Origin of the sequence: Streptomyces sp. NBC_00989, from assembly GCF_045162655.1 — a bacterium.
In the GTDB taxonomy this organism is placed as follows: Bacteria; Actinomycetota; Actinomycetes; order Streptomycetales; family Streptomycetaceae; genus Streptomyces.
The window spans coordinates 3,729,949-3,749,965 of record NZ_CP108728.1 but is presented as its reverse complement, the minus strand read 5'-3'; the positions used below and the strand labels follow the sequence as shown (position 1 = coordinate 3,749,965).

The 20,017-nt window shown below is 69.7% G+C and carries 23 protein-coding genes; 21 read left to right on the top strand and 2 right to left on the bottom strand.

Features of this window, described 5'->3' with window-relative positions; translation table 11 throughout:
• Nucleotides 1-2 precede the first annotated feature (2 nt).
• Complete coding sequence (locus OG714_RS16005; protein ID WP_406121611.1) at nucleotides 3-860, bottom strand: SAM-dependent methyltransferase; 858 nt, start codon at nucleotides 858-860, stop codon at nucleotides 3-5.
• A gap of 198 nt (nucleotides 861-1,058) precedes the next feature.
• On the opposite strand from OG714_RS16005, the gene proS reads away from it, so the two are divergent.
• The 18 genes from proS (at nucleotide 1,059) to OG714_RS15915 (ending at nucleotide 16,067) form a co-directional block, all read left to right on the top strand.
• Entirely contained in the window at nucleotides 1,059-2,474 is a 1,416-nt protein-coding gene (gene proS, locus OG714_RS16000; RefSeq protein WP_406121610.1) for a proline--tRNA ligase, read from the top strand.
• 260 nt (nucleotides 2,475-2,734) lie between these two features.
• Nucleotides 2,735-3,331 (top strand): hypothetical protein, encoded by a 597-nt coding sequence (locus tag OG714_RS15995; protein WP_019058697.1) that lies wholly within the window; start codon nucleotides 2,735-2,737, stop codon nucleotides 3,329-3,331.
• A 286-nt stretch (nucleotides 3,332-3,617) separates the two neighbouring features.
• The gene (rpsP, locus tag OG714_RS15990) at nucleotides 3,618-4,037 is read left to right on the top strand and encodes a 30S ribosomal protein S16 (protein ID WP_406121608.1); all 420 of its coding nucleotides are present in this window, start codon (nucleotides 3,618-3,620) and stop codon (nucleotides 4,035-4,037) included.
• Nucleotides 4,038-4,039: 2 nt separating this feature from the next.
• Nucleotides 4,040-4,279, top strand: a complete 240-nt coding sequence (locus OG714_RS15985; protein WP_005479813.1) for an RNA-binding protein — start codon at nucleotides 4,040-4,042, stop codon at nucleotides 4,277-4,279.
• Nucleotides 4,280-4,361: 82 nt separating this feature from the next.
• On the top strand, nucleotides 4,362-4,952 hold the full coding sequence (gene rimM, locus OG714_RS15980) for a ribosome maturation factor RimM (RefSeq protein WP_406121605.1): 591 nt from the start codon (nucleotides 4,362-4,364) through the stop codon (nucleotides 4,950-4,952).
• A complete protein-coding gene (gene trmD, locus OG714_RS15975; protein ID WP_406121603.1) occupies nucleotides 4,949-5,782 on the top strand; it encodes a tRNA (guanosine(37)-N1)-methyltransferase TrmD in 834 nt (277 codons plus the stop codon). The genes rimM and trmD overlap by 4 nt, the downstream gene beginning before the upstream one ends.
• A gap of 133 nt (nucleotides 5,783-5,915) precedes the next feature.
• A complete protein-coding gene (gene rplS, locus OG714_RS15970) occupies nucleotides 5,916-6,266 on the top strand; it encodes a 50S ribosomal protein L19 (RefSeq protein WP_019058701.1) in 351 nt (116 codons plus the stop codon).
• A 45-nt stretch (nucleotides 6,267-6,311) separates the two neighbouring features.
• Complete coding sequence (lepB, locus tag OG714_RS15965; RefSeq protein WP_406121601.1) at nucleotides 6,312-7,028, top strand: signal peptidase I; 717 nt, start codon at nucleotides 6,312-6,314, stop codon at nucleotides 7,026-7,028.
• Nucleotides 7,021-8,142, top strand: a complete 1,122-nt coding sequence (lepB, locus tag OG714_RS15960; protein WP_406121600.1) for a signal peptidase I — start codon at nucleotides 7,021-7,023, stop codon at nucleotides 8,140-8,142. Before lepB (OG714_RS15965) ends, lepB (OG714_RS15960) begins: the two co-directional genes overlap by 8 nt.
• A complete protein-coding gene (lepB, locus tag OG714_RS15955; protein ID WP_406121598.1) occupies nucleotides 8,030-9,004 on the top strand; it encodes a signal peptidase I in 975 nt (324 codons plus the stop codon). Before lepB (OG714_RS15960) ends, lepB (OG714_RS15955) begins: the two co-directional genes overlap by 113 nt.
• A 78-nt stretch (nucleotides 9,005-9,082) precedes the next feature.
• The gene (gene lepB / locus OG714_RS15950) at nucleotides 9,083-9,862 is read left to right on the top strand and encodes a signal peptidase I (RefSeq protein WP_406121596.1); all 780 of its coding nucleotides are present in this window, start codon (nucleotides 9,083-9,085) and stop codon (nucleotides 9,860-9,862) included.
• Nucleotides 9,852-10,391, top strand: a complete 540-nt coding sequence (locus tag OG714_RS15945; protein ID WP_393044792.1) for an NUDIX hydrolase — start codon at nucleotides 9,852-9,854, stop codon at nucleotides 10,389-10,391. The genes lepB (OG714_RS15950) and OG714_RS15945 overlap by 11 nt, the downstream gene beginning before the upstream one ends.
• Before the next feature lie 56 nt (nucleotides 10,392-10,447).
• Nucleotides 10,448-10,756, top strand: a complete 309-nt coding sequence (locus OG714_RS15940) for a DUF2469 domain-containing protein (RefSeq protein ID WP_003965949.1) — start codon at nucleotides 10,448-10,450, stop codon at nucleotides 10,754-10,756.
• A 128-nt stretch (nucleotides 10,757-10,884) separates the two neighbouring features.
• The gene (locus OG714_RS15935) at nucleotides 10,885-11,247 is read left to right on the top strand and encodes a YraN family protein (protein WP_406121594.1); all 363 of its coding nucleotides are present in this window, start codon (nucleotides 10,885-10,887) and stop codon (nucleotides 11,245-11,247) included.
• A 1-nt stretch (nucleotide 11,248) separates the two neighbouring features.
• The gene (locus OG714_RS15930) at nucleotides 11,249-12,874 is read left to right on the top strand and encodes a YifB family Mg chelatase-like AAA ATPase (RefSeq protein WP_406121592.1); all 1,626 of its coding nucleotides are present in this window, start codon (nucleotides 11,249-11,251) and stop codon (nucleotides 12,872-12,874) included.
• Nucleotides 12,871-14,265 (top strand): DNA-processing protein DprA, encoded by a 1,395-nt coding sequence (dprA, locus tag OG714_RS15925; protein WP_406121590.1) that lies wholly within the window; start codon nucleotides 12,871-12,873, stop codon nucleotides 14,263-14,265. Before OG714_RS15930 ends, dprA begins: the two co-directional genes overlap by 4 nt.
• Nucleotides 14,266-14,548: 283 nt before the next feature.
• Nucleotides 14,549-15,391 (top strand): RNA polymerase sigma factor WhiG, encoded by an 843-nt coding sequence (gene whiG / locus OG714_RS15920; protein ID WP_019058710.1) that lies wholly within the window; start codon nucleotides 14,549-14,551, stop codon nucleotides 15,389-15,391.
• Nucleotides 15,392-15,509: 118 nt separating this feature from the next.
• A complete protein-coding gene (locus tag OG714_RS15915) occupies nucleotides 15,510-16,067 on the top strand; it encodes a TetR/AcrR family transcriptional regulator (protein WP_406121588.1) in 558 nt (185 codons plus the stop codon).
• A gap of 74 nt (nucleotides 16,068-16,141) precedes the next feature.
• On the opposite strand, the gene OG714_RS15910 is transcribed toward OG714_RS15915, so the two are convergent.
• A complete protein-coding gene (locus OG714_RS15910; protein ID WP_406121587.1) occupies nucleotides 16,142-16,723 on the bottom strand; it encodes a murein hydrolase activator EnvC family protein in 582 nt (193 codons plus the stop codon).
• A 280-nt stretch (nucleotides 16,724-17,003) separates the two neighbouring features.
• Here OG714_RS15910 and rpsB point away from each other — a divergent pair, with 280 nt between their 5' ends.
• From rpsB to pyrH, 3 genes are all read left to right on the top strand, one after another.
• Nucleotides 17,004-17,975, top strand: a complete 972-nt coding sequence (gene rpsB / locus OG714_RS15905; protein WP_406121585.1) for a 30S ribosomal protein S2 — start codon at nucleotides 17,004-17,006, stop codon at nucleotides 17,973-17,975.
• Between the two features lie 193 nt (nucleotides 17,976-18,168).
• A complete protein-coding gene (gene tsf / locus OG714_RS15900; protein WP_406121583.1) occupies nucleotides 18,169-19,005 on the top strand; it encodes a translation elongation factor Ts in 837 nt (278 codons plus the stop codon).
• 204 nt (nucleotides 19,006-19,209) lie between these two features.
• Nucleotides 19,210-19,968 (top strand): UMP kinase, encoded by a 759-nt coding sequence (gene pyrH, locus OG714_RS15895; RefSeq protein ID WP_033282640.1) that lies wholly within the window; start codon nucleotides 19,210-19,212, stop codon nucleotides 19,966-19,968.
• Nucleotides 19,969-20,017 lie beyond the last annotated feature (49 nt).

Genomic DNA, 20,017 nt, shown 5'->3' with positions numbered 1-20,017 from the left:
CCTCAGGCCGTACGCGCGATCAGATACCGGAACACGTTCGGCATCCACACCGTGCCGTCCTGCCGTCGATACGGATGCAACGCCTCCGCCAACTCCTTGTCCACCTGCGCCTGGTCCGTCGCGACGATCGCCGCGTCGAAGAGCCCCGTCGACAGCAGCCCCCGTACGGCACTCTCGACGTCGGCGTACCCGAAGGGGCAGGCGACCCGGCCCGAGCCGTCCGGCCTGAGGCCCGCGCGGTGGGCGACCTCCTCCAGGTCGTCGCGCAGGACCGGGCGCGGACTGCCCGTGCCGCGCAGCGGGTCCGCCAGCCTGGTGGCCACCCGCAGCACGGACGCGGTCGCGCACCGCTCCGGCGGACCCCAGCCCGCCAGCACCACGGGCGTCCCGCGCGCGGCGAGCGGTGTCGCGGCGGCGAGCACGTCGCCGAGGCCCTCCGAGTCGCCCGCGAGACACCCGATGGGCTCGAAGGCGGTCACCAGGGTGTACGCGGGCGTCTCCGCGTCGGCCGCGTCCCTGGGGGAGCCGTAGACGAGCCGGGTCTGCGCACGCGCGCGTGGGGACCAGACGGCCGGCAGCAGTCGCTCACGGGCGAGCGTCAGCCGTTCGGGGGAGGAGCGCTCGACACCGGTGACCGTCGCGCTTCTGGAGGCCGCCATCAGCAGGGCCAGCCCGGAACCGCAGCCGAGGCCGAGCAGCCGGGTGCCGGGTCCCACTTCCAGTCGCTCGTAGACCGCTTCGTAGAGCGGCACCAGCATCCGCTCCTGGATCTCGGACCAGTCACGCGCGCGTGCACCCAGGTCCACGCGGGGCGCTGGCCCCGCATGAGGCAGGTACTGCCGCACGAGCGTAGGTGTCATGGAAAGCGCCCCAATCCGCCGAGAGATGTGGCCGTGCCCGTTTCCGAGGCCCCCGTGATGTGCGCCCGCACTTCCCCCGTATGCCAGCAAACTCCGCACGCGCTACGGCGTCCAGGGGTTGTGGGGCCCGGCTTGTGGCTTCCCTGTGGGAGTGGCGAGAATTCACATGACGGCAACGTGGGCCCGTACCATCGCGCCATGGCTAAGGCACCCGTACTCACTCCCAGGGCGGACGATTTCCCGCGCTGGTACCAGGATCTGATCAGCAAGGCCGAACTGGCCGACAACGGCCCGGTGCGCGGCTCCATGGTCATCCGACCGTACGGGTACGGCCTCTGGGAGCGGATGCAGGCCGAGATGGACGCCCGCATCAAGGAGACGGGCACCGAGAACGCGTACTTCCCGCTGCTGATCCCGCAGTCCTACCTAGCCCGCGAGGCCGACCATGTCGAGGGCTTCGCGCCCGAGTTGGCCGTGGTCACGCACGGCGGCGGCAAGGAGTTGGAGGAGCCCGCGGTCGTCCGGCCCACCTCCGAGATGATCATCAACGAGTACTTCTCGAAGTGGGTGCAGAGCTACCGCGACCTGCCCCTGCTGATCAACCAGTGGGCGAACGTGGTCCGTTGGGAACTGCGGCCCAGGCTCTTCCTCCGCACCAGCGAGTTCCTCTGGCAGGAGGGACACACCGCGCACGCGACCTACGAGGAGGCGCGCGACTTCGCCGCGCACATCCACCGTCAGGTGTACGAGGACTTCATGGTCAACGTCCTCGCGATGGACGTCGTACCGGGCCGCAAGACGGTCAAGGAGCGGTTCGCGGGCGCGATCAACACCCTCACCCTGGAAGGGATGATGGGCGACGGCAAGGCGCTGCAGATGGCGACCAGTCACGAGCTGGGCCAGAACTTCGCGAAGGCCTTCAACACGCGGTACCTGTCGAAGGAAGGCAAGCAGGAACTCGTCTGGCAGACCTCCTGGGGCTCCACCACGCGGATGATCGGCGCCCTGGTGATGATGCACGGCGACGACGACGGACTCCGGGTGCCGCCGCGACTGGCGCAGATCCAGGTCGTCGTCCTCGCGATCAAGGGCGACGAGGCGGTTCTGGCCAAGGTCCGCGAGATCGGGGCCCGGCTGAAGGCGGCGGGCGTCCGCGTCCGCGTCGACGACCGCACGGACATCCCCTTCGGGCGCCGGGCCGTCGACTGGGAGCTGAAGGGCGTACCCGTACGGATCGAGGTCGGACCCCGTGACCTGGAGAACGGCACGGCGATGCTGGCCCGCCGCATCCCGGGCGGCAAGGAGCCGGTGGCGATCGACTCCCTCGTAGAGCTGCTTCCCGTAGTCCTGGAGGAGGATCAGGCGCTGCTGCTGAGGCAGTCCCGCGAGCGGCGCGAGTCGCGGACCTCCGAGGTGTCGACGATCGCGGAGGCCGTCGAGGCCGCCACCGCGGGCGGCTGGGCGCGCATCCCGTGGGCGACCCTCGGTGAAGAAGGCGAGGCCGAGCTGGCCGAGCACGCGGTGACCGTACGGTGTCTGGTCGCCGAGGACGGGTCGGTACCGGACGCCGACACGGCACCCGGTAACGTCGCGATCGTCGCGCGCGCCTACTGAAGCGGCGGGCTCGGGCGGGAGAGCGACCGAAACGCCCCTTGCGCAACGGCGGACATCAGCTCCCCCGGCGCGTGGACAGCGTCTACGCGCCGGGTCGTACGTGGGCCTACGCACCACCTTGTGCTGAGCTGCGAGGCTTCTCCGCAGATCAGCGCACCCGCCCTCCTCCGGACGCATCAGCGGCAACTGACGGGTACGTGCAAATTATTTGGGATGCCCCGGAATCGGAACACAGGGGCACTCCGGCTCGTTGTCATTACGTGAGCACGACACAGACACCACCTGTTCTCGCCGCAGAGCTGGCAGAGGCGTGGGCCGACATTCAGCGGTACCACCCCGAACTGCCCGATCTGGCCGCGCCCGAGTCCCTGATCGGAGAGTCGTCGTCCGCCTGCGGACACGAGCTCTCCTTCGAGCGACTGCTGCATGAGGCAGTCCATGGCATCGCCGCTTCGCGTGGAGTGCGTGACACGTCCCGCGCCGGCCGCTACCACAACCGCAGATTCCTCGCGATCGCCGAGGAGCTGGGCCTGGACCACCCCGACGAACCGCATCCCAGCAGCGGTTTCTCGCTGGTCCAGCTCAACCCCGAGGCCAAGCGGCGCTACCGGCCGACGATCGAGCGCCTCCAGCGCGCGCTCAAGGCCCACACCGTCGCCACCTCGGCCGACACCTCCCGTACCTTCCGCGGCCCGGCCGCCCGTCACGGCTCGTCCGGTGGCGGCGTCCGCGTCAAGGCGGTGTGCGACTGCGGTCGTAACGTACGGGTCGTCCCGTCGGTGCTGGCCCAGGCGCCGATCGTGTGCGGGGGCTGCGGCAAGCCCTTCCGCATCCCGGAGGTCGTGGGCGCGGCCTGAGGACGCGGCTGCTCGTGGCAGCCGCATCCCGCAGGCCGGGTTGCGCACACCCGCGCCGGTCACCTCCCGGCGCCGGGTGTCGCTTCGGCATGGGCGGGGGCATGCGGGGGCATGCTCCCCGGTCGGGCCGGCCGCCAGGGTGTGGCACAATGGCTAGCTGTACTCGACAGCCGCACAGGAACCCTCTCGCCTCCGGCTGACGCGTCCATCGGGCACTCGGGTACCGCAACCCCACGCGGCCATCTCGCCGTGCCCAACCACGTCAAAACCAGGAGAACCCACTCCCGTGGCAGTCAAGATCAAGCTGAAGCGTCTGGGCAAGATCCGTTCGCCTCACTACCGCATCGTCGTCGCCGACTCCCGTACCCGCCGTGATGGCCGGGCCATCGAGGAGATCGGTCTGTACCACCCGGTGCAGAACCCCTCGCGCATCGAGGTCGACACCGACCGCGCGCAGTACTGGCTGAGTGTCGGCGCGCAGCCGACCGAGCCCGTGCTCGCCATCCTGAAGCTCACCGGCGACTGGCAGAAGTTCAAGGGCCTGCCGGCCCCGGCTCCGCTGCTCGTGGCCGCGCCGAAGGCCGCGCGTCCCGTGTTCGACGCCCTCGGTGGCGACGACACGAGCAAGGGTGAGGCGATCACCCAGAAGAAGAAGGCTGACAAGAAGGACGAGGCTGCGGCCGAGTCCGAGTCGACCGAGGCCTGAGCATGCTCGAGGAGGCTCTCGAGCACCTCGTGAAGGGCATCGTCGACAACCCTGACGATGTGCAGGTCGCCTCGCGCGACCTGCGTCGCGGGCGCGTGCTGGAGGTCCGGGTGCACCCCGACGACCTCGGCAAGGTGATCGGCCGCAACGGCCGCACCGCTCGCGCTCTGCGCACCGTCGTGGGCGCCATCGGCGGCCGAGGTGTCCGCGTCGACCTTGTCGACGTGGACCACGTCCGCTGACGCTTATCGCACACCGGCTCGGGCCGGGGAGGGCCACTGGCCGTCCCCGGCCCGATCTGCATGAAACAGGAGATGTGGACACGTGCAACTGGTAGTCGCACGGATCGGCCGTGCCCATGGCATCAAGGGCGAGGTCACCGTCGAGGTACGCACCGACGAGCCCGAGCTCAGACTCGCCCCCGGCGCCGTCCTGTTCACGGACCCCGCCCCGACGGGACCGCTCACCATCGAGACGGGCCGCGTCCACAGCGGCCGCCTCATCCTGCGCTTCGAGGGCGTACGCGACCGCACCGGCGCCGAGGCCCTGCGCAACACCCTCCTGATCGCCGAGGTCGATCCCGAGGAGTTGCCCGAGGAGGAGGACGAGTACTACGACCACCAGCTGATGGACCTCGACGTCGTCACCAAGGACGGTGAGGAGATCGGCCGGATCACCGAGATCTCGCACCTGCCCTCCCAGGACCTCTTCATCGTGGAGCGTCCCGACGGCAGCGAGGTGATGATCCCGTTCGTCGAGTCGATCGTCACCGAGATCGACCTGGAGGAGCAGCGCGCGGTCATCGACCCGCCGCCCGGGCTGATCGACGACCAGGCGGAGATCGTGTCCTCCAAGGGCGACTCTTCGGAGGAAGACCTTTCGGAGGAAGACTCTTCCGAGGACGCCGACGCATGAGGCTCGACGTCGTCACGATCTTCCCCGAGTACCTCGAACCGCTGAACGTCTCCCTCGTCGGCAAGGCACGCGCGCGTGGACAGCTGAACGTGCACGTGCATGATCTGCGCTCCTGGACGTACGACCGCCACAACACGGTCGACGACACCCCCTACGGCGGCGGCCCCGGCATGGTCATGAAGACCGAGCCCTGGGGCGACGCCCTGGACTCCGTCCTGGCCGACGGCTACGAGACGGGCTCCGGTGCGCCCGCGCTCATCGTGCCCACGCCCAGCGGCCGGCCCTTCACGCAGGAACTCGCCGTAGAGCTCTCCGAGCGGCCCTGGCTGGTCTTCACGCCCGCCCGCTACGAAGGCATCGACCGGCGGGTCATCGACGAGTACGCGACCCGGATGCCCGTCTACGAGGTGTCCATCGGCGACTACGTGCTCGCCGGCGGGGAGGCGGCCGTCCTGGTCGTCACGGAGGCCGTGGCACGGCTGCTGCCGGGTGTCCTGGGCAACGCCGAGTCCCACCGCGACGACTCCTTCGCGCCCGGGGCCATGGCCAACCTCCTGGAGGGGCCGATCTACACCAAGCCGCCCCAGTGGCGCGGCCAGGGGATCCCGGACGTACTGCTCAGCGGCCACCACGGCAAGATCGCCCGCTGGCGGCGCGACGAGGCGCTCAAGCGAACGGCCGCCCACCGCCCGGACCTGATCGAGCGCTGCGAGCCCAAGACCTTCGACAAGAAGGACCGCGAGATGCTCTCGATCCTGGGCTGGGCACCGGACCCGGCGGGGGAGCCGTACGGCCGATTTTGGCGCAGGCCGGACGGCGTGGAAGAATAGGTCGCTGTTGTGCGTCGTCCGGCGTGCGCCCCTGCCACAGGGGGACATGACGCCCGCCCCGACACGGACAGCATCCTTCCCTTCACCTATCTCCCGTCGGTGACCTGTGGCATCGATGAAGAAAGCAGACGAAATGTCCCACCTGCTCGACATCGTCGACGGCGCCTCCCTGCGCACCGACATCCCGGCCTTCCGCCCGGGTGACACCGTCAACGTCCACGTCCGCGTCATCGAGGGCAACCGCTCCCGTGTGCAGCAGTTCAAGGGCGTAGTCATCCGTCGCCAGGGCGCCGGTGTCCGCGAGACCTTCACGGTCCGCAAGGTCTCGTTCTCCGTCGGCGTCGAGCGCACCTTCCCGGTGCACACCCCGATCGTCGAGAAGATCGAGCTCGTGACCCGTGGTGACGTCCGTCGCGCGAAGCTGTACTACCTCCGTGACCTGCGCGGCAAGGCCGCGAAGATCAAGGAGAAGCGCGACAACTGAGCTTGATACGGGGTTCATATCGGGGCCGGATAACATCTGGCTCCGATGGACACCGAAGCACAGCACACGGAGCGCGACCGCTCCTCCCGCCCTTCCGACTCCGAGAACACCTCGGACACCGGAGGGCCGGAGGACCGGTCGCGTTTCGCGTTGGTGGCGCGGGTCGCCGAGTGGCTGCCCGGCGGCCGGATCACCCTGACTGCCCTGGTCTGTCTGGTGTTTCTGCTGCTGCTCAACACCTTCTTGCTGCAGCCATTCCAAATTCCTAGCGGATCCATGGAATCCGGATTGAGGATCGGCGACCGCGTTCTCGTAAATAAGTTGGCGTACCGTTTTGGTGCTCATCCGCGGCGCGGCGACATCGTCGTGTTCGACGGAACCGGCTATTTCGGGGACGCCGACTACATCAAGCGCGTTGTGGGTGTGGGGGGAGACCACGTGGTCTGCTGCGACGACAAGGGGAGGCTCGAGGTGAACGGGCGGTCGGTCGACGAGACGGCGTTCCTGTACCCCGGGGACGCTCCGTCCAGCGTGGCCTTCGACGTGGTCGTGCCCCACGGCACGCTGTTCGTCCTCGGTGACCACCGCGGCGACTCAAGTGACTCCCGGGACCACCTGGGTGACCCGGGCGGAGGCATGATTCCCGTTGGTGACGTCATCGGCCGAGCCGACTGGATCGTCTGGCCCGCCGGGCACTGGACCCACCTCGTCCGACCCGGTGCCTACGCGCGCGTACCCGCCGCGGACGGCGTCCATGGGTAACCGCGGCAAGCCCCGCGGCGCCACGCCGCCGGGCGGCTCCTACGGGAACGAGAACCTGCTGCCGACCGGTTTCCGGCGCGCGGGCGCGGGCGCGCTGGCCCCGGCCGGGGGAGCCGGCCGCAGCCGGGCCGAGCGGCGCAAGCTCCAGCGCAAGGTCAAGCGGCGCCGACGGCGCTCCGCGGTCCGGGAGATACCCCTCCTGGTCGGAGTCGCGGTCCTCATAGCCCTCGTCCTGAAGACCTTCCTCCTCCAGGCGTTCGTGATCCCGTCGGGCTCCATGGAGCAGACGATCCGGATCGGCGACCGCGTCCTGGTCGACAAGTTCACCCCGTGGTTCGGCTCCGAGCCCAAGCGCGGCGACGTCGTCGTCTTCCACGACCCGGGCGGCTGGCTCGCGGACGAGCAGACCACCAAGAAGAACGACCCCATCGTGGTCAAGCAGGTCAAGGAAGGCCTCCAGTTCATCGGCCTGCTGCCGTCCGACAACGAGAAGGACCTCATCAAGCGGGTCATCGGCGTCGGCGGCGACCACGTCAAGTGCTGTGACGCGCAAGGGCGGGTGACCGTCAACGGCGTCCCCCTGACCGAGGGCGACTACCTGTATCCCGGGAACGCCCCGTCCGAAACGAAGTTCGACATCACCGTCCCCCAGGGGCGGTTGTGGGTGATGGGCGACCACCGCGGCAACTCGGCGGACTCCCGCGCACACCAGAACACCAGCTACGGAGGCACGGTCGCGCTCAGTTCGGTGGTGGGCCGGGCCAAGGTGATCGCCTGGCCCATGGGCCACTGGACCAGCCTGGACGAACCTAAAACCTTCGCATCGGTTTCCAACTCCGTGTCGGGGACGACCGCCGGTCCCGAACTGTCGCATAGGGTTGCCCCGGTCGATCCGAACGGATCGGTTCAACTCCCGAGCCCTGCGGAACTCCCGCTCGTTATGGGAGTGGTGGGTCTGCGCCGAGGATGGGGCAGGCGGTGGCACAGAGTAAGGAGTTGGCGTGGGGGATGTGGCGGTTGGCGCACGGTCCGGACACGACGGCGAGGAGCACCACGGACGTCCCGTGGAAGCACCCGCCCCGGTTGCGGACAGCGCCGTGACCTCCGGGAGTGACTCCGGAGCTGACGAGGACGGCACGGCGCCGGGCGACGCGACCCGCACCGAGGAACAGGGGCCGGGCGACCCGACCCCCCAGCCGAGGAAGCCGCGCTCCTTCTGGAAGGAGCTGCCGATCCTGGTCGTCATCGCGCTGGTCCTCGCGCTGCTGATCAAGACGTTCCTGGTGCAGGCGTTCTCGATCCCCTCCGACTCGATGCAGAACACCCTCCAGCAGGGTGACCGTGTCCTGGTCGACAAGCTCACCCCGTGGTTCGGCTCCGAGCCCGAGCGCGGCGAGGTCGTCGTCTTCCACGACCCGGACGACTGGCTGGCGGGCGAGCCCGCGGCCGACCCCAACGCCCTGCAGACGGTGCTCAGCTGGATCGGTCTGATGCCGTCCGCCCAGGAGAAGGACCTCATCAAGCGGGTCATCGGCGTCGGCGGCGACACCATCTCCTGCAGCGGCACCGGCCCGCTGACGGTCAACGGCAAGGCGCTGAACGAGCCGTACGTCTACCCCGGCAACACCCCGTGCACCAACGACGACCAGGGCGGCCAGTTCACCGTCAAGGTCCCCAAGGGCGACATCTGGGTGATGGGCGACCACCGGCAGAACTCGCGGGACTCGCGCTACAACCAGTCCGACAAGCACCACGGCATGGTCCCGGTGAAGGACGTCGTCGGCCGTGCGATCGTCAAGGCCTGGCCCATCAACCGCTGGGGCACGCTGCCGATCCCGGACACCTTCGACCAGGCGGGCATCAACACCCAGGCCTCGGCCTCCCGCCTCCTGACGGCCGCTCCGCAGGGCCTCGCCCTCGTCGGTGTCCTGCCGTTGGTGCTGTGGCGCCGCAAGCGGTCGGGCAAGGACGAGTAAAGGCCTTGTAGAGCTTGTGACCTTGGTCCCGGAGGAAGGGCTGACCACCCTCGGTACCGCCGGGTAGGGTGCGGACCCATGGGTGGCGAGAGCGCAACACGTACGGCCCCGCGTACCGGCGGTGGCACAGGCAAGGGCCCGGTGGGCAGCCGGACCGGACAGAGACTGTCCGGACTGGCCGTCGCGCTGGGCCTTGTGCTGTTCCTCGGGGGCTTCGGCTGGGGAGCGGTCGTCTACCGGCCGTACACGGTGCCGACCAGTTCGATGACGCCGACGATCGACGCGGGCGACCGGGTGCTGGCCCAGCGCGTCGACGGCGACGAGGTGCACCGCGGCGACGTCGTGGTCTTCACCGACAAGACCTGGGTGACGAACGCGCCCGTGGTCAAGCGCGTGGTCGCCGTCGGCGGCGACACCGTCTCCTGCTGCACGAACGGCAAACTGGTCGTCAACGGCAAGCAGATCGCCGAGGACTACCTCAAGGGCGGCGCGGCCGAGGACAAGACGATCCCCGCGGTGAAGGTCCCCAAGGGCCGCCTGTTCCTCCTCGGCGACGAACGCCAGGGTTCCCTGGACTCCAGCGCCCACCTCACGGACGTCGCCGGAGGCACCGTCGCGAGCAGCGCCGTGAGCGCCCGCGTCGACGCCGTCGTCTGGCCCATGAAGGGCATGCTGGAGCGTCCCACCGGCTTCGAACCGCTCGGCAGCCTCTCCCACCCCGGCCCGCTGGGCACGATCCTCGCCGTCATCGTCGCGGGCGCGGTCCTCGTCCTCGGCGGCGGTGCCTACGGCCCGATCGCCAAGCTGGCGGCCGGCCGCCGCGCCCGCACCCGGACGGAGCCCGCCGGTGCCCGCTGAGGCCACCGAGGAGGGCGCGTACGGCGACTCGTACGAGGGCGGTCTGCGCAAGGTCGCCCGGGTGATCCTCCTCGACCCGCAGGACCGCATCCTGCTGCTCCACGGCCATGAGCCGGACGATCCGTCCGACGACTGGTGGTTCACGCCGGGCGGCGGCCTGGAGGGCGACGAGACCCACGAGGAGGCGGCCCTACGGGAACTCGCGGAGGAGACCGGCATCACCCAGGTCGAGCTCGGCCCGGTGCTGTGGACCCGGACGTGTTCCTTCCCGTTCGCGGGCCGCCGCTGGGACCAGGACGAGTGGTACTACCTGGCCAGGACGTCCGCCACGGCCGAGGGCGTGCCCGGCGCCACGGCCCTCACCGAGCTGGAGCGGCGCAGCGTCTCCGGAGCGCGTTGGTGGACGTGCCGGGAACTGGACCGGGCGCATGAGACGGTGTATCCGACCAGACTCGCCGAGCTGCTCCGCAGGCTGCTCGACGAAGGTCCCCCGGCCGGGCCCGTGACCCTCGACACCGAAATCGTCTAGGGGCTTACGGGACTGGCGCACAATGGTGGGATCGCACGGGTGAAGGGGAACATGCCATGAGCGCCGAGGACCTCGAAAAGTACGAGACCGAGATGGAGCTGAAGCTCTACCGGGAGTACCGCGATGTCGTCGGTCTGTTCAAATATGTGATCGAGACCGAACGGCGCTTCTACCTCACCAACGACTACGAGATGCAGGTGCACTCGGTCCAGGGCGAGGTGTTCTTCGAGGTGTCCATGGCGGATGCCTGGGTGTGGGACATGTATCGACCGGCTCGTTTCGTCAAACAGGTCCGCGTACTCACGTTCAAGGACGTGAACATCGAGGAGCTGAACAAGAGCGACCTGGAGCTGCCGGGCGGGTGACGGCGGGGATCCACACGGTGGCTCTCACTCGTGTGGGTGACGGAGTTCTCCACAATCACTGAACGGCCCACCAAGATCCACTTGGTGGGCCGTTCCGCGTGACGGTTGGAGCCGGAGGTGGTGCCGACATGAACGCACGCAGTGCACTCGGCAGGTACGGCGAGACGCTGGCCGCACGACGGCTGGCCTTGGCCGGGATGACGGTCCTGGAGCGCAACTGGCGCTGTGGCAGGACCGGCGAGATCGACATCGTGGCGCGGGACGGCGACGTCCTGGTGGTCTGCGAGGTCAAGACACGGCGGACCGGTGCCTTCGAGCACCCGATGGCCGCCGTCACACCCGAGAAGGCGGAGCGCCTACGCGGCCTCGCCGAGCGGTGGATCCACACGCACGGCGGAGCCCCGCCGGGAGGGGTCCGCATCGACCTGGTCGGCGTCGTCCTGCCCCGGCGCGGCGGGCCGGTCGTCGAGCACGCGCGGGGGGTGGCCTGAGATGGGGTTCGCTCGTACGTGTTCGGTGGCGCTGGTGGGCGTCGAGGGTGTGGTGGTCGAGGTCCAGGCCGACCTCGAACCCGGGGTCGCGGCGTTCACGCTGGTGGGGCTGCCCGACAAGAGCCTGACGGAGAGCAAGGACCGGGTGCGGGCCGCGGTCGTCAACTCGGGCGCTCCCTGGCCGCAGAAGAAACTGACCGTGGGACTGAGCCCGGCGTCGGTACCGAAGAGCGGCAGCGGCTTCGACCTCGCCGTGGCGGCGGCCGTGCTCGGTGCTGCCGAGCGGATCGATCCGCGTGTGCTCGCCGACATCGTGATGATCGGCGAACTCGGTCTGGACGGACGGGTCCGGCCGGTCCGGGGCATCCTGCCCGCGGTGCTGGCCGCCGCGGACTCCGGATACGAACAGGTCGTCGTGCCGGAATGCGCCGCCGCCGAGGCGTCGCTCGTACCCGGCGTCTCCGTGCTGGGCGTCCGCACACTGCGACAGCTGATCGCCGTCCTCGCCGACGAACCCGTGCCCGACGAGGAGCCGGACGAGTTGGGGCGCCCGGACCCGTTGCTCGCCGGGCTGCGCATGCCCGGTACGGGGGCTGCCACGGGGATGCACAGCGTGGGCGCGTCCCAGCACGACCCGGGGCATGATCTCGCCGATGTCGTCGGCCAGTTCTCGGCGCGGACGGCGGTGGAGGTCTCGGCGGCCGGCGGCCATCATCTGTTCCTCGAAGGCCCGCCGGGGGCCGGGAAGACGATGCTCGCGGAGCGGCTGCCCGCGGTCCTTCCCCGGCTCGGTCGGCAGGAGTCGCTGGAAGTCACGGCGGTGCACTCGGTGGCGGGCCTGCTGCCCCCGGGCAAACCCCTGATCGACGTCGCTCCCTACTGCGCCCCGCACCACTCGGCCACGATGCAGGCCCTCGTCGGGGGCGGCCAGGGGATCGCGCGGCCCGGTGCCGTGTCGCTGTCCCATCGAGGGGTTCTGTTTCTTGACGAGACCCCGGAGTTCAGCGGCCAGGCCCTCGATGCGCTACGGCAGCCGCTGGAGGCCGGGCATGTGGTGATCGCCCGCAGTGCGGGCGTGGTCCGGTTCCCGGCGAGGTTCCTGATGGTCCTCGCGGCCAACCCCTGTCCGTGCGGCCGTTTCTCGCAGACCGACGACCTGTGCGAGTGCGCGCCGATGTCGATCCGGAGGTACCAGGCCAGGCTCTCCGGGCCGCTGCTCGACCGGGTGGACCTGCGGGTGGAGGTGGACCGCGTCACCCGGGACCAGCTCACCGGGCGCGGCTCGCGGGGCGAGTCCACGGCGACGGTCGCGGACCGGGTGCGGGCGGCCAGGGAGCGGGCGGCGGCGCGGCTCGCGGACACGCCCTGGCGCACCAACAGCGAGGTGCCCGGCCGCGAACTGCGCAGCCGCTGGCACGCCGAGCGCGGGGCGATGGACGAGGCCGAGCGAAGTCTGGAGCGCGGTGCGCTCACCGCGCGCGGGCTCGACCGGGTGCTGCGCGTCGCCTGGACGGTCGCGGACCTCGTCGGCCATGACCGGCCCGGTGCGACCGATGTCGCCCTCGCGCTCCAACTGCGCACGGGCGTACCGCGAGGCGTACCGATGGCCATCGGGGCGATGACATGACCCGGGCCGAAGGCACGGGCGGGGCCAAGGACCGGACCGGGGTCGATGGTTGGGCTGGGAGTCGTGATCGGGCCGGGATCGATGACGCGGGCGGGGCCCATGACCGGACCCGGACCCATGACGCGGGCGAGGCCCATGACCGGACCCGGACCGATGGCCCGACCCGGGCTCAAGACCCGACCGGGATTCGTGACGCGGGCGGGATTCGTGACGCGGGCGGGATTCGTGACGCGGGCGGGGCTCATGGCACGGGCGACGATCTGCTTGCCCGTGTCTTCCTCGCCCGGGTCGTCGAACCCGGTGACGAGGTCGCCGGCCGGTGGGTCCGGGAGCTCGGGGCCGTGGAGGTCGCCCGGCGGCTCGGGAACGGCGGGCCGCAGCTCGTCGGGGTGACCGACAAGCGGTGGGCCGGGCTGTGCGCGCGGGCCGGACTGGTCGAGCCTGGGCGGGACTTGGCCGTCGCGCAGGACGCGGGCGTCCGGTTCGTGTGTCCCGGTGACGTCGAGTGGCCCGCTCAGCTCGACGATCTCGGGGACGCGCGGCCCATCGGACTGTGGGTGCGCGGGCGGCCCAACCTGCGGACGTGGGCCCTCAAGTCGGTCGCCGTCGTCGGCGCCCGCGCCTGCACCGAGTACGGCGCGCACATGGCCGCCACCCTCGCCGCCGGACTGGCCGAACACGGCTGGGTGGTCGTGTCCGGCGGCGCCTACGGAGTCGACGGTGCCGCTCATCGCGGCGCCCTCGGCGCGACCGGCGTCACCGTCGCCGTACTCGCCTGCGGTGTCGACCGGCCCTACCCGCGCGGGCACGCCGAGTTGATCCGCAGGATCGCCGAACAGGGGCTCGTGGTGGGCGAGTTGCCGCCCGGTGAGCATCCGACGCCGAGCAGGTTCATCCTCCGGAACAGGGTGATCGCGGCGCTCACGCGGGGCACCGTGGTCGTCGAGGCCGCGTACCGGAGCGGGTCGCTCGTCACGGCGCGGGCCGCGCAGCGGTTGGGGCGCCACACGATAGGGGTGCCCGGGCCGGCCACGAGCGCGCTGTCCGCCGGAGTGCACGAACTCCTGCGCGGGGACGCGGTGCTGGTCACCGACGCCGCGGAAATCGTCGAACTGGTCGGCGACATCGGCGAACTGGCCCCGGACCGACGCGGACCGGTGCTCCCGCGCGACCTGTTGGAGCCTGCCGCCCGGCGGATCCTCGCCGCACTGCCCGGCAACAGGGCGGCACCGCCACGGGAGATCGCGCGCGGTGCGCAGACCACGGAGGACGACGCGATCGCGAGACTGTACGAACTCCGAGCACTTGGTTACGTCGAACGACACAGCGACGGCTGGAAGTTGACACGCCAGGCGATGATCTCGGTCCGGCCCGATCGGGGGCGCCGCTGACCGAGTGTGTTCGGCCGTCCGGGGGAACCCCGACACCCTTGGGAATTCCCGCAGTTGGCGCATTCCGATGATCACGCAGAGCGATCGGAGTGCCCCGTTCCGGCACCCCGTCGAACGCGTCCGTGCCCGGTCCGAGCCCCGCCCTTCGCACACCGCGACACTCCAGTCACGCTACGCTCACGGGGATTCCGGCACAGACCGGCAGACAGACCGGTAACTCGACATCAGTCCGACAGCTCACCCAGGCAACCCCACTTCACGGCAGAACGGCACAAGGCGACGAATGCCCCAGCACACCTCCGGGTCCGACCGGGCGGCGATCCCCCCAGCCGCCCGCGACGGTGGCAGCGTCCGGCCGCCCGCTCCCTCGACGCTCGACGAGCTGTGGCGGTCGTACAAGACGACGGGCGACGAGCGGCTGCGTGAGCAGCTGATCCTGCACTACTCGCCGCTCGTGAAGTACGTCGCGGGACGGGTGAGCGTCGGGCTGCCGCCCAATGTGGAACAGGCGGACTTCGTGTCGTCGGGGGTGTTCGGACTGATCGACGCGATCGAGAAGTTCGACATCGAGCGGGAGATCAAGTTCGAGACGTACGCGATCACCCGCATCCGGGGCGCGATGATCGACGAACTGCGCGCGCTGGACTGGATCCCGCGCTCGGTACGGCAGAAGGCGCGGAACGTGGAGCGGGCGTACGCCACGCTGGAGGCGCGGCTCAGGCGCACGCCCAGCGAGGGCGAGGTGGCCGCCGAGATGGGCATCGCGGTGGAGGAACTCCACGCCGTCTTCAGCCAGTTGTCGCTGGCGAACGTGGTCGCCCTGGAGGAGTTGCTGCACGCCGGCGGCGAGGGCGGCGACCGGCTCAGCCTGATGGACACGCTGGAGGACACCGCCGCCGACAACCCGGTGGAGGTGGCCGAGGGCAGGGAGCTGCGGCGGTTCCTGGCGCGGGCGATCAACACGCTGCCCGAGCGGGAGAAGACCGTCGTCACGCTGTACTACTACGAGGGCCTCACCCTCGCCGAGATCGGCAACGTGCTCGGGGTGACCGAGAGCCGGGTCAGCCAGATCCACACCAAGTCCGTGTTGCAGCTGCGCGCCAAGCTGGCGAGTTTCGGCCGTTGAGCGAAAGCCGTCCGGCCTTCTTGACCTCGCAGAATCGTGCCTGCATGGCCCGGGTCACTCCCGCCGGGGGTGCGCCGTCCGTAGAGTGGTTGACGTGCCAAGGATTCGAGCGGCCTCCGTGGCCGAGCACCGGTCGATGCAGCGAGCCGCCCTGCTGGACGCGGCTCGTTCCCTGCTGTCCGAGGGTGGGACGGAGGCGCTGACCTTCCCGGCCCTGGCCGAGCGGACGGGGCTCGCGCGGTCGTCCGTGTACGAGTACTTCCGGTCGCGGGCGGCTGTCGTCGAGGAACTGTGCGAGGTTGACTTTCCCGTCTGGGCGGCGGATGTGTCGGCGGCGATGCGGCGGGCGGACTCGGCGGAGGGCAAGGTCGAGGCGTATGTGCGGCAGCAGCTCGCGTTGGTCGGGGATCGGCGGCATCGGGCTGTTGTCGCCATCTCCGCGAGTGAACTCGATGCGGGGGCGCGGGAAAAGATTCGTGCCGCGCATGGTGGGCTCGTCGCGATGATCGTCGAGGCGTTGGGGGACATGGGGCATGCGGAGCCGCGGCTTGCGGCGATGTTGCTTCAGGGGGTTGTCGATGCGGCGGTCCGCAGGATTGAGCTGGGGGCGGCGGAAGATCCTTCGGTGATTACTGAGGCTGCGGTGAGTATGGCTTTGCGGGGGGTTCTGGGTTGAGCCGCGGGTGTGGGCCCGGTGGGGGCTGGGCGCGCCCAGCGGCGGAGCCGCACATCCGATACAGCCCCGCGCCCCTAAAGGGGCGCTCCTAGCACCGGCAACAAGCGTGACGGCCCTCTGTTCAGCAGCCATGGGGGCAGTAGCTCCAACGGGTTCAAGTACGTCTCCCCTCTCAGCAAGCCCCAGTGCACGCACGTCGTTGCGCAATGGGAGCCGGTGACCTCCACCGTCCCCACCACCTCGCCCGGCTTCACTTCGGCACCCTTCTTCACGGTCGCGCTCACCGGCTCGTACGTCGTGCGGAGATCCGTCCCCGCCAACTCCACCGACACCACGCCCCTTCCCGCGACCCGGCCCGCGAAGGACACCCGGCCCGCCGCCACCGCTCGTACCTCGGTGCCGGCCGGGGTCGCCAGGTCCACGCCTCGGTGGCCTCGGGCGTAGGGCGTCGCCGGGGGTTCCCAGCCTCGTAGGACCGGAGGGTGTGAGCCCACCGGCCAGGTACGTGCGATCGCCGGTACGGAGGGGGCAGGGACCCCGGGCGTCGGTGGAGGGCTGTCGTTCGCTCGGGCCGTGCAGGTCAGCAGGGTCAGGAAGAGGGTCAGTAGTAGGGCGGGGCCAGTGCGCGCAGTTCGGTCATTTCGTCGCATCCGCATGGGCGAACCGTGCCGTATCCGCGCCGATCATGGCCGGGAGCTGTGGACCGGTGGGCGGTTGTGGACAACGGCGTCACCCGGTACCTCGCGGGTCCCGTACACTTCCTTTGGCGATCCGGGTCACCGGGTCGACTTCGCACGCCCCGGCATCCGGTCCTCCGTCGAAAGACGAAAATCCGGTGTCAGCGCTCCTCGGTCCTCTGGGCACGCGCACGTGGGCGTCAGGCGCGAGTGCCGTCCGGCGCTCGCGGCACAACCGAGTAAATCAAGGAGAACGGCCATGGCCGTCGTCACGATGCGGGAGCTGCTGGAAAGCGGCGTCCACTTCGGTCACCAGACCCGTCGCTGGAACCCGAAGATGAAGCGCTTCATCTTCACCGAGCGCAACGGCATCTACATCATCGACCTGCTCCAGTCGCTGTCGTACATCGACCGCGCCTACGAGTTCGTCAAGGAGACCGTCGCCCACGGCGGCACGGTCATGTTCGTCGGCACGAAGAAGCAGGCGCAGGAGGCCATCGCCGAGCAGGCCACCCGCGTCGGCATGCCCTACGTCAACCAGCGCTGGCTGGGCGGCATGCTCACCAACTTCTCCACCGTCTACAAGCGTCTGCAGCGCCTCAAGGAGCTCGAGCAGATCGACTTCGAGGACGTCGCCGCGTCCGGTCTCACCAAGAAGGAGCTTCTCGTGCTCTCGCGCGAGAAGGCCAAGCTGGAGAAGACCCTCGGTGGTATCCGCGAGATGTCCAAGGTTCCCAGCGCCGTCTGGATCGTGGACACCAAGAAGGAGCACATCGCGGTCGGTGAGGCCCGGAAGCTCAACATCCCGGTCGTCGCCATCCTCGACACGAACTGCGACCCCGACGAGGTCGACTACAAGATCCCGGGCAACGACGACGCGATCCGCTCCGTCACCCTGCTCACCCGCGTGATCGCCGACGCCGTCGCCGAGGGCCTCATCAGCCGCTCCGGTGTCGCCGCCGAGGCCAAGGGTGACAAGGCCGCCGGCGAGCCGCTCGCCGCGTGGGAGCGCGACCTGCTCGAGGGCGAGAAGAAGGCCGACGAGACCCCCGCCGCCGAGGCCGAGGTGCAGACCTCCGCCGAGACGGAGAAGGTCGCCGACGCCGAGCAGGCCGACGAGGTTCCCGTCGCTGAGGCCGCTGCCGAGGTCGAGGCCCCCGCCGCCGAGGCCGCTCCGGTCGCCGAGGCTGAGGTCGAGGCCGCTCCGGCCGCCGACGCCGAGCAGGCCTGACCCTCCGGCCAACGGCCTGACCTTCCGGGCCAAAGGGCTGGCAGAAGGACGGCGGGTGGTGCGGACCGCGCCACCCGCCGTTCATCCACAGCCCCTAGATCTTCGTAGCCCGTAGATCTTTGGCGGAAGCCCGCTCACCACGCGGCCGCCGCCGACTTCGAGACTTCGAACTCCGAGAAGAGATTTTCAGATCATGGCGAACTACACCGCCGCCGACGTCAAGAAGCTCCGCGAGCTCACCGGCGCCGGCATGATGGACTGCAAGAAGGCCCTGGACGAGGCCGACGGCAACGTCGAGAAGGCCGTCGAGGCGCTCCGTATCAAGGGCCAGAAGGGCGTCGCCAAGCGCGAGGGCCGCTCCGCCGAGAACGGCGCCGTGGTCTCCGTCATCGCCGACGACAACACCTCCGGTGTCCTGGTCGAGCTGAAGTGCGAGACGGACTTCGTCGCCAAGGGCGAGAAGTTCCAGGCCGTCGCCAACCAGATCGCCCAGCACGTCGCCGCCACCTCCCCGGCCGACATCGCGGCGCTGCTCGCGTCCGAGATCGAGTCCGGCAAGACGGTTCAGGCGTTCGTCGACGAGGCCAACGCGAACCTGGGCGAGAAGATCGTCCTGGACCGCTTCGCCCAGTACGCCGACGGCTACGTCTCCGCGTACATGCACCGCACGATGCCCGACCTGCCGCCGCAGATCGGTGTCCTCGTCGAGCTGGACAAGCCGAACGCCGAGGTCGCCCGCGGCGTCGCCCAGCACATCGCCGCCTTCGCGCCGAAGTACCTGGCCAAGGACGACGTGCCGGCCGAGGTCGTCGAGTCCGAGCGCCGTATCGCCGAGGAGGTCACCCGCGCCGAGGGCAAGCCCGAGGCCGCGATCGCCAAGATCGTCGAGGGTCGTGTCAACGGCTTCTTCAAGGACGCCACGCTGCTCGGTCAGCCGTACGCGCTCGACCCCAAGAAGTCCGTCCAGAAGGTTCTGGACGAGGCGGGTGTCACCCTGAAGCGCTTCACGCGCATCAAGGTCGGCATCTGAGTCCGTACCGCGATCGACGCGCGACGCCCCGCGGAATCCCGCTAGGGTCGTCAGAAGTCGGCCCGGTACGCCGTCGCGCACGCGCGCGTGGCGGACGACAGCAGATCTGACGAGGAGGCCATTGCCGAGCATGGGATGCGAACGACACCCCACCGGCAGTGGCCTTCTTCGTATGTGCGACCACGTTGAAGAGGCGAGAACTTCATGACCACCAAGCCCCAGAAGAGCGACGACGGCAAGGTACGCGGCCGGTTCATGCTGAAGCTGTCCGGAGAGGCCTTCTCCGGAGGCGGCGGCCTGGGCGTGGACCCCGACGTGGTGCACAAGATCGCCCGTGAGATCGCGGCCGTCGTCCGGGACGGCGCGGAGGTCGCCGTCGTCATCGGCGGCGGCAACTTCTTCCGCGGCGCCGAACTCCAGCAGCGCGGCATGGACCGGGCCCGCTCCGACTACATGGGCATGCTCGGCACCGTGATGAACTGCCTCGCCCTCCAGGACTTCCTGGAGAAGGAGGGCATCGACAGCCGCGTCCAGACCGCCATCACCATGGGCCAGGTCGCCGAGCCGTACATCCCGCTGCGCGCCGTGCGCCACCTGGAGAAGGGCCGCGTGGTCATCTTCGGCGCCGGCATGGGCATGCCCTACTTCTCCACCGACACCACCGCCGCCCAGCGCGCCCTGGAGATCAACGCCGAGGCGCTGCTGATGGGCAAGAACGGCGTGGACGGGGTCTACGACTCCGACCCGAAGACGAACTCCGAAGCCGTCAAGTTCGACTCGCTCAGCTACGGCGAGGTCATCACCCAGGACCTCAAGGTCGCGGACATGACCGCCATCACCCTGTGCCGCGACAACAAGCTTCCGATCCTGGTCTTCGAGCTTCTGGCGGAGGGCAATATCGCCCGCGCCGTCAAGGGTGAGAAGATCGGCACGCTTGTGGGTGACCAAGGCAGCCAGGGCTGATGACCCTGACCGGGGGATGGACAATGTCCTGCCGGTCGGGAACCGTGCA

What these genes read in the sequence shown, in the direction of transcription:
- lepB (WP_406121600.1), top strand. Translation starts at nt 7,021, where the DNA reads ATGGGTAACCGCGGCAAGCCCCGCGGCGCCACGCCGCCGGGCGGCTCC.
- OG714_RS15935 (WP_406121594.1), top strand. Translation starts at nt 10,885, where the DNA reads ATGAACGCACGCAGTGCACTCGGCAGGTACGGCGAGACGCTGGCCGCA.
- OG714_RS15910 (WP_406121587.1), bottom strand. Translation starts at nt 16,723, where the DNA reads ATGCGGATGCGACGAAATGACCGAACTGCGCGCACTGGCCCCGCCCTA.
- pyrH (WP_033282640.1), top strand. Translation starts at nt 19,210, where the DNA reads ATGACCACCAAGCCCCAGAAGAGCGACGACGGCAAGGTACGCGGCCGG.
- trmD (WP_406121603.1), top strand. Translation starts at nt 4,949, where the DNA reads ATGAGGCTCGACGTCGTCACGATCTTCCCCGAGTACCTCGAACCGCTG.
- dprA (WP_406121590.1), top strand. Translation starts at nt 12,871, where the DNA reads ATGACCCGGGCCGAAGGCACGGGCGGGGCCAAGGACCGGACCGGGGTC.
- OG714_RS15930 (WP_406121592.1), top strand. Translation starts at nt 11,249, where the DNA reads ATGGGGTTCGCTCGTACGTGTTCGGTGGCGCTGGTGGGCGTCGAGGGT.
- OG714_RS15985 (WP_005479813.1), top strand. Translation starts at nt 4,040, where the DNA reads ATGCTCGAGGAGGCTCTCGAGCACCTCGTGAAGGGCATCGTCGACAAC.
- rpsB (WP_406121585.1), top strand. Translation starts at nt 17,004, where the DNA reads ATGGCCGTCGTCACGATGCGGGAGCTGCTGGAAAGCGGCGTCCACTTC.
- OG714_RS16005 (WP_406121611.1), bottom strand. Translation starts at nt 860, where the DNA reads ATGACACCTACGCTCGTGCGGCAGTACCTGCCTCATGCGGGGCCAGCG.
- proS (WP_406121610.1), top strand. Translation starts at nt 1,059, where the DNA reads ATGGCTAAGGCACCCGTACTCACTCCCAGGGCGGACGATTTCCCGCGC.
- whiG (WP_019058710.1), top strand. Translation starts at nt 14,549, where the DNA reads ATGCCCCAGCACACCTCCGGGTCCGACCGGGCGGCGATCCCCCCAGCC.
- lepB (WP_406121596.1), top strand. Translation starts at nt 9,083, where the DNA reads ATGGGTGGCGAGAGCGCAACACGTACGGCCCCGCGTACCGGCGGTGGC.
- lepB (WP_406121601.1), top strand. Translation starts at nt 6,312, where the DNA reads ATGGACACCGAAGCACAGCACACGGAGCGCGACCGCTCCTCCCGCCCT.
- rplS (WP_019058701.1), top strand. Translation starts at nt 5,916, where the DNA reads ATGTCCCACCTGCTCGACATCGTCGACGGCGCCTCCCTGCGCACCGAC.
- OG714_RS15940 (WP_003965949.1), top strand. Translation starts at nt 10,448, where the DNA reads ATGAGCGCCGAGGACCTCGAAAAGTACGAGACCGAGATGGAGCTGAAG.
- tsf (WP_406121583.1), top strand. Translation starts at nt 18,169, where the DNA reads ATGGCGAACTACACCGCCGCCGACGTCAAGAAGCTCCGCGAGCTCACC.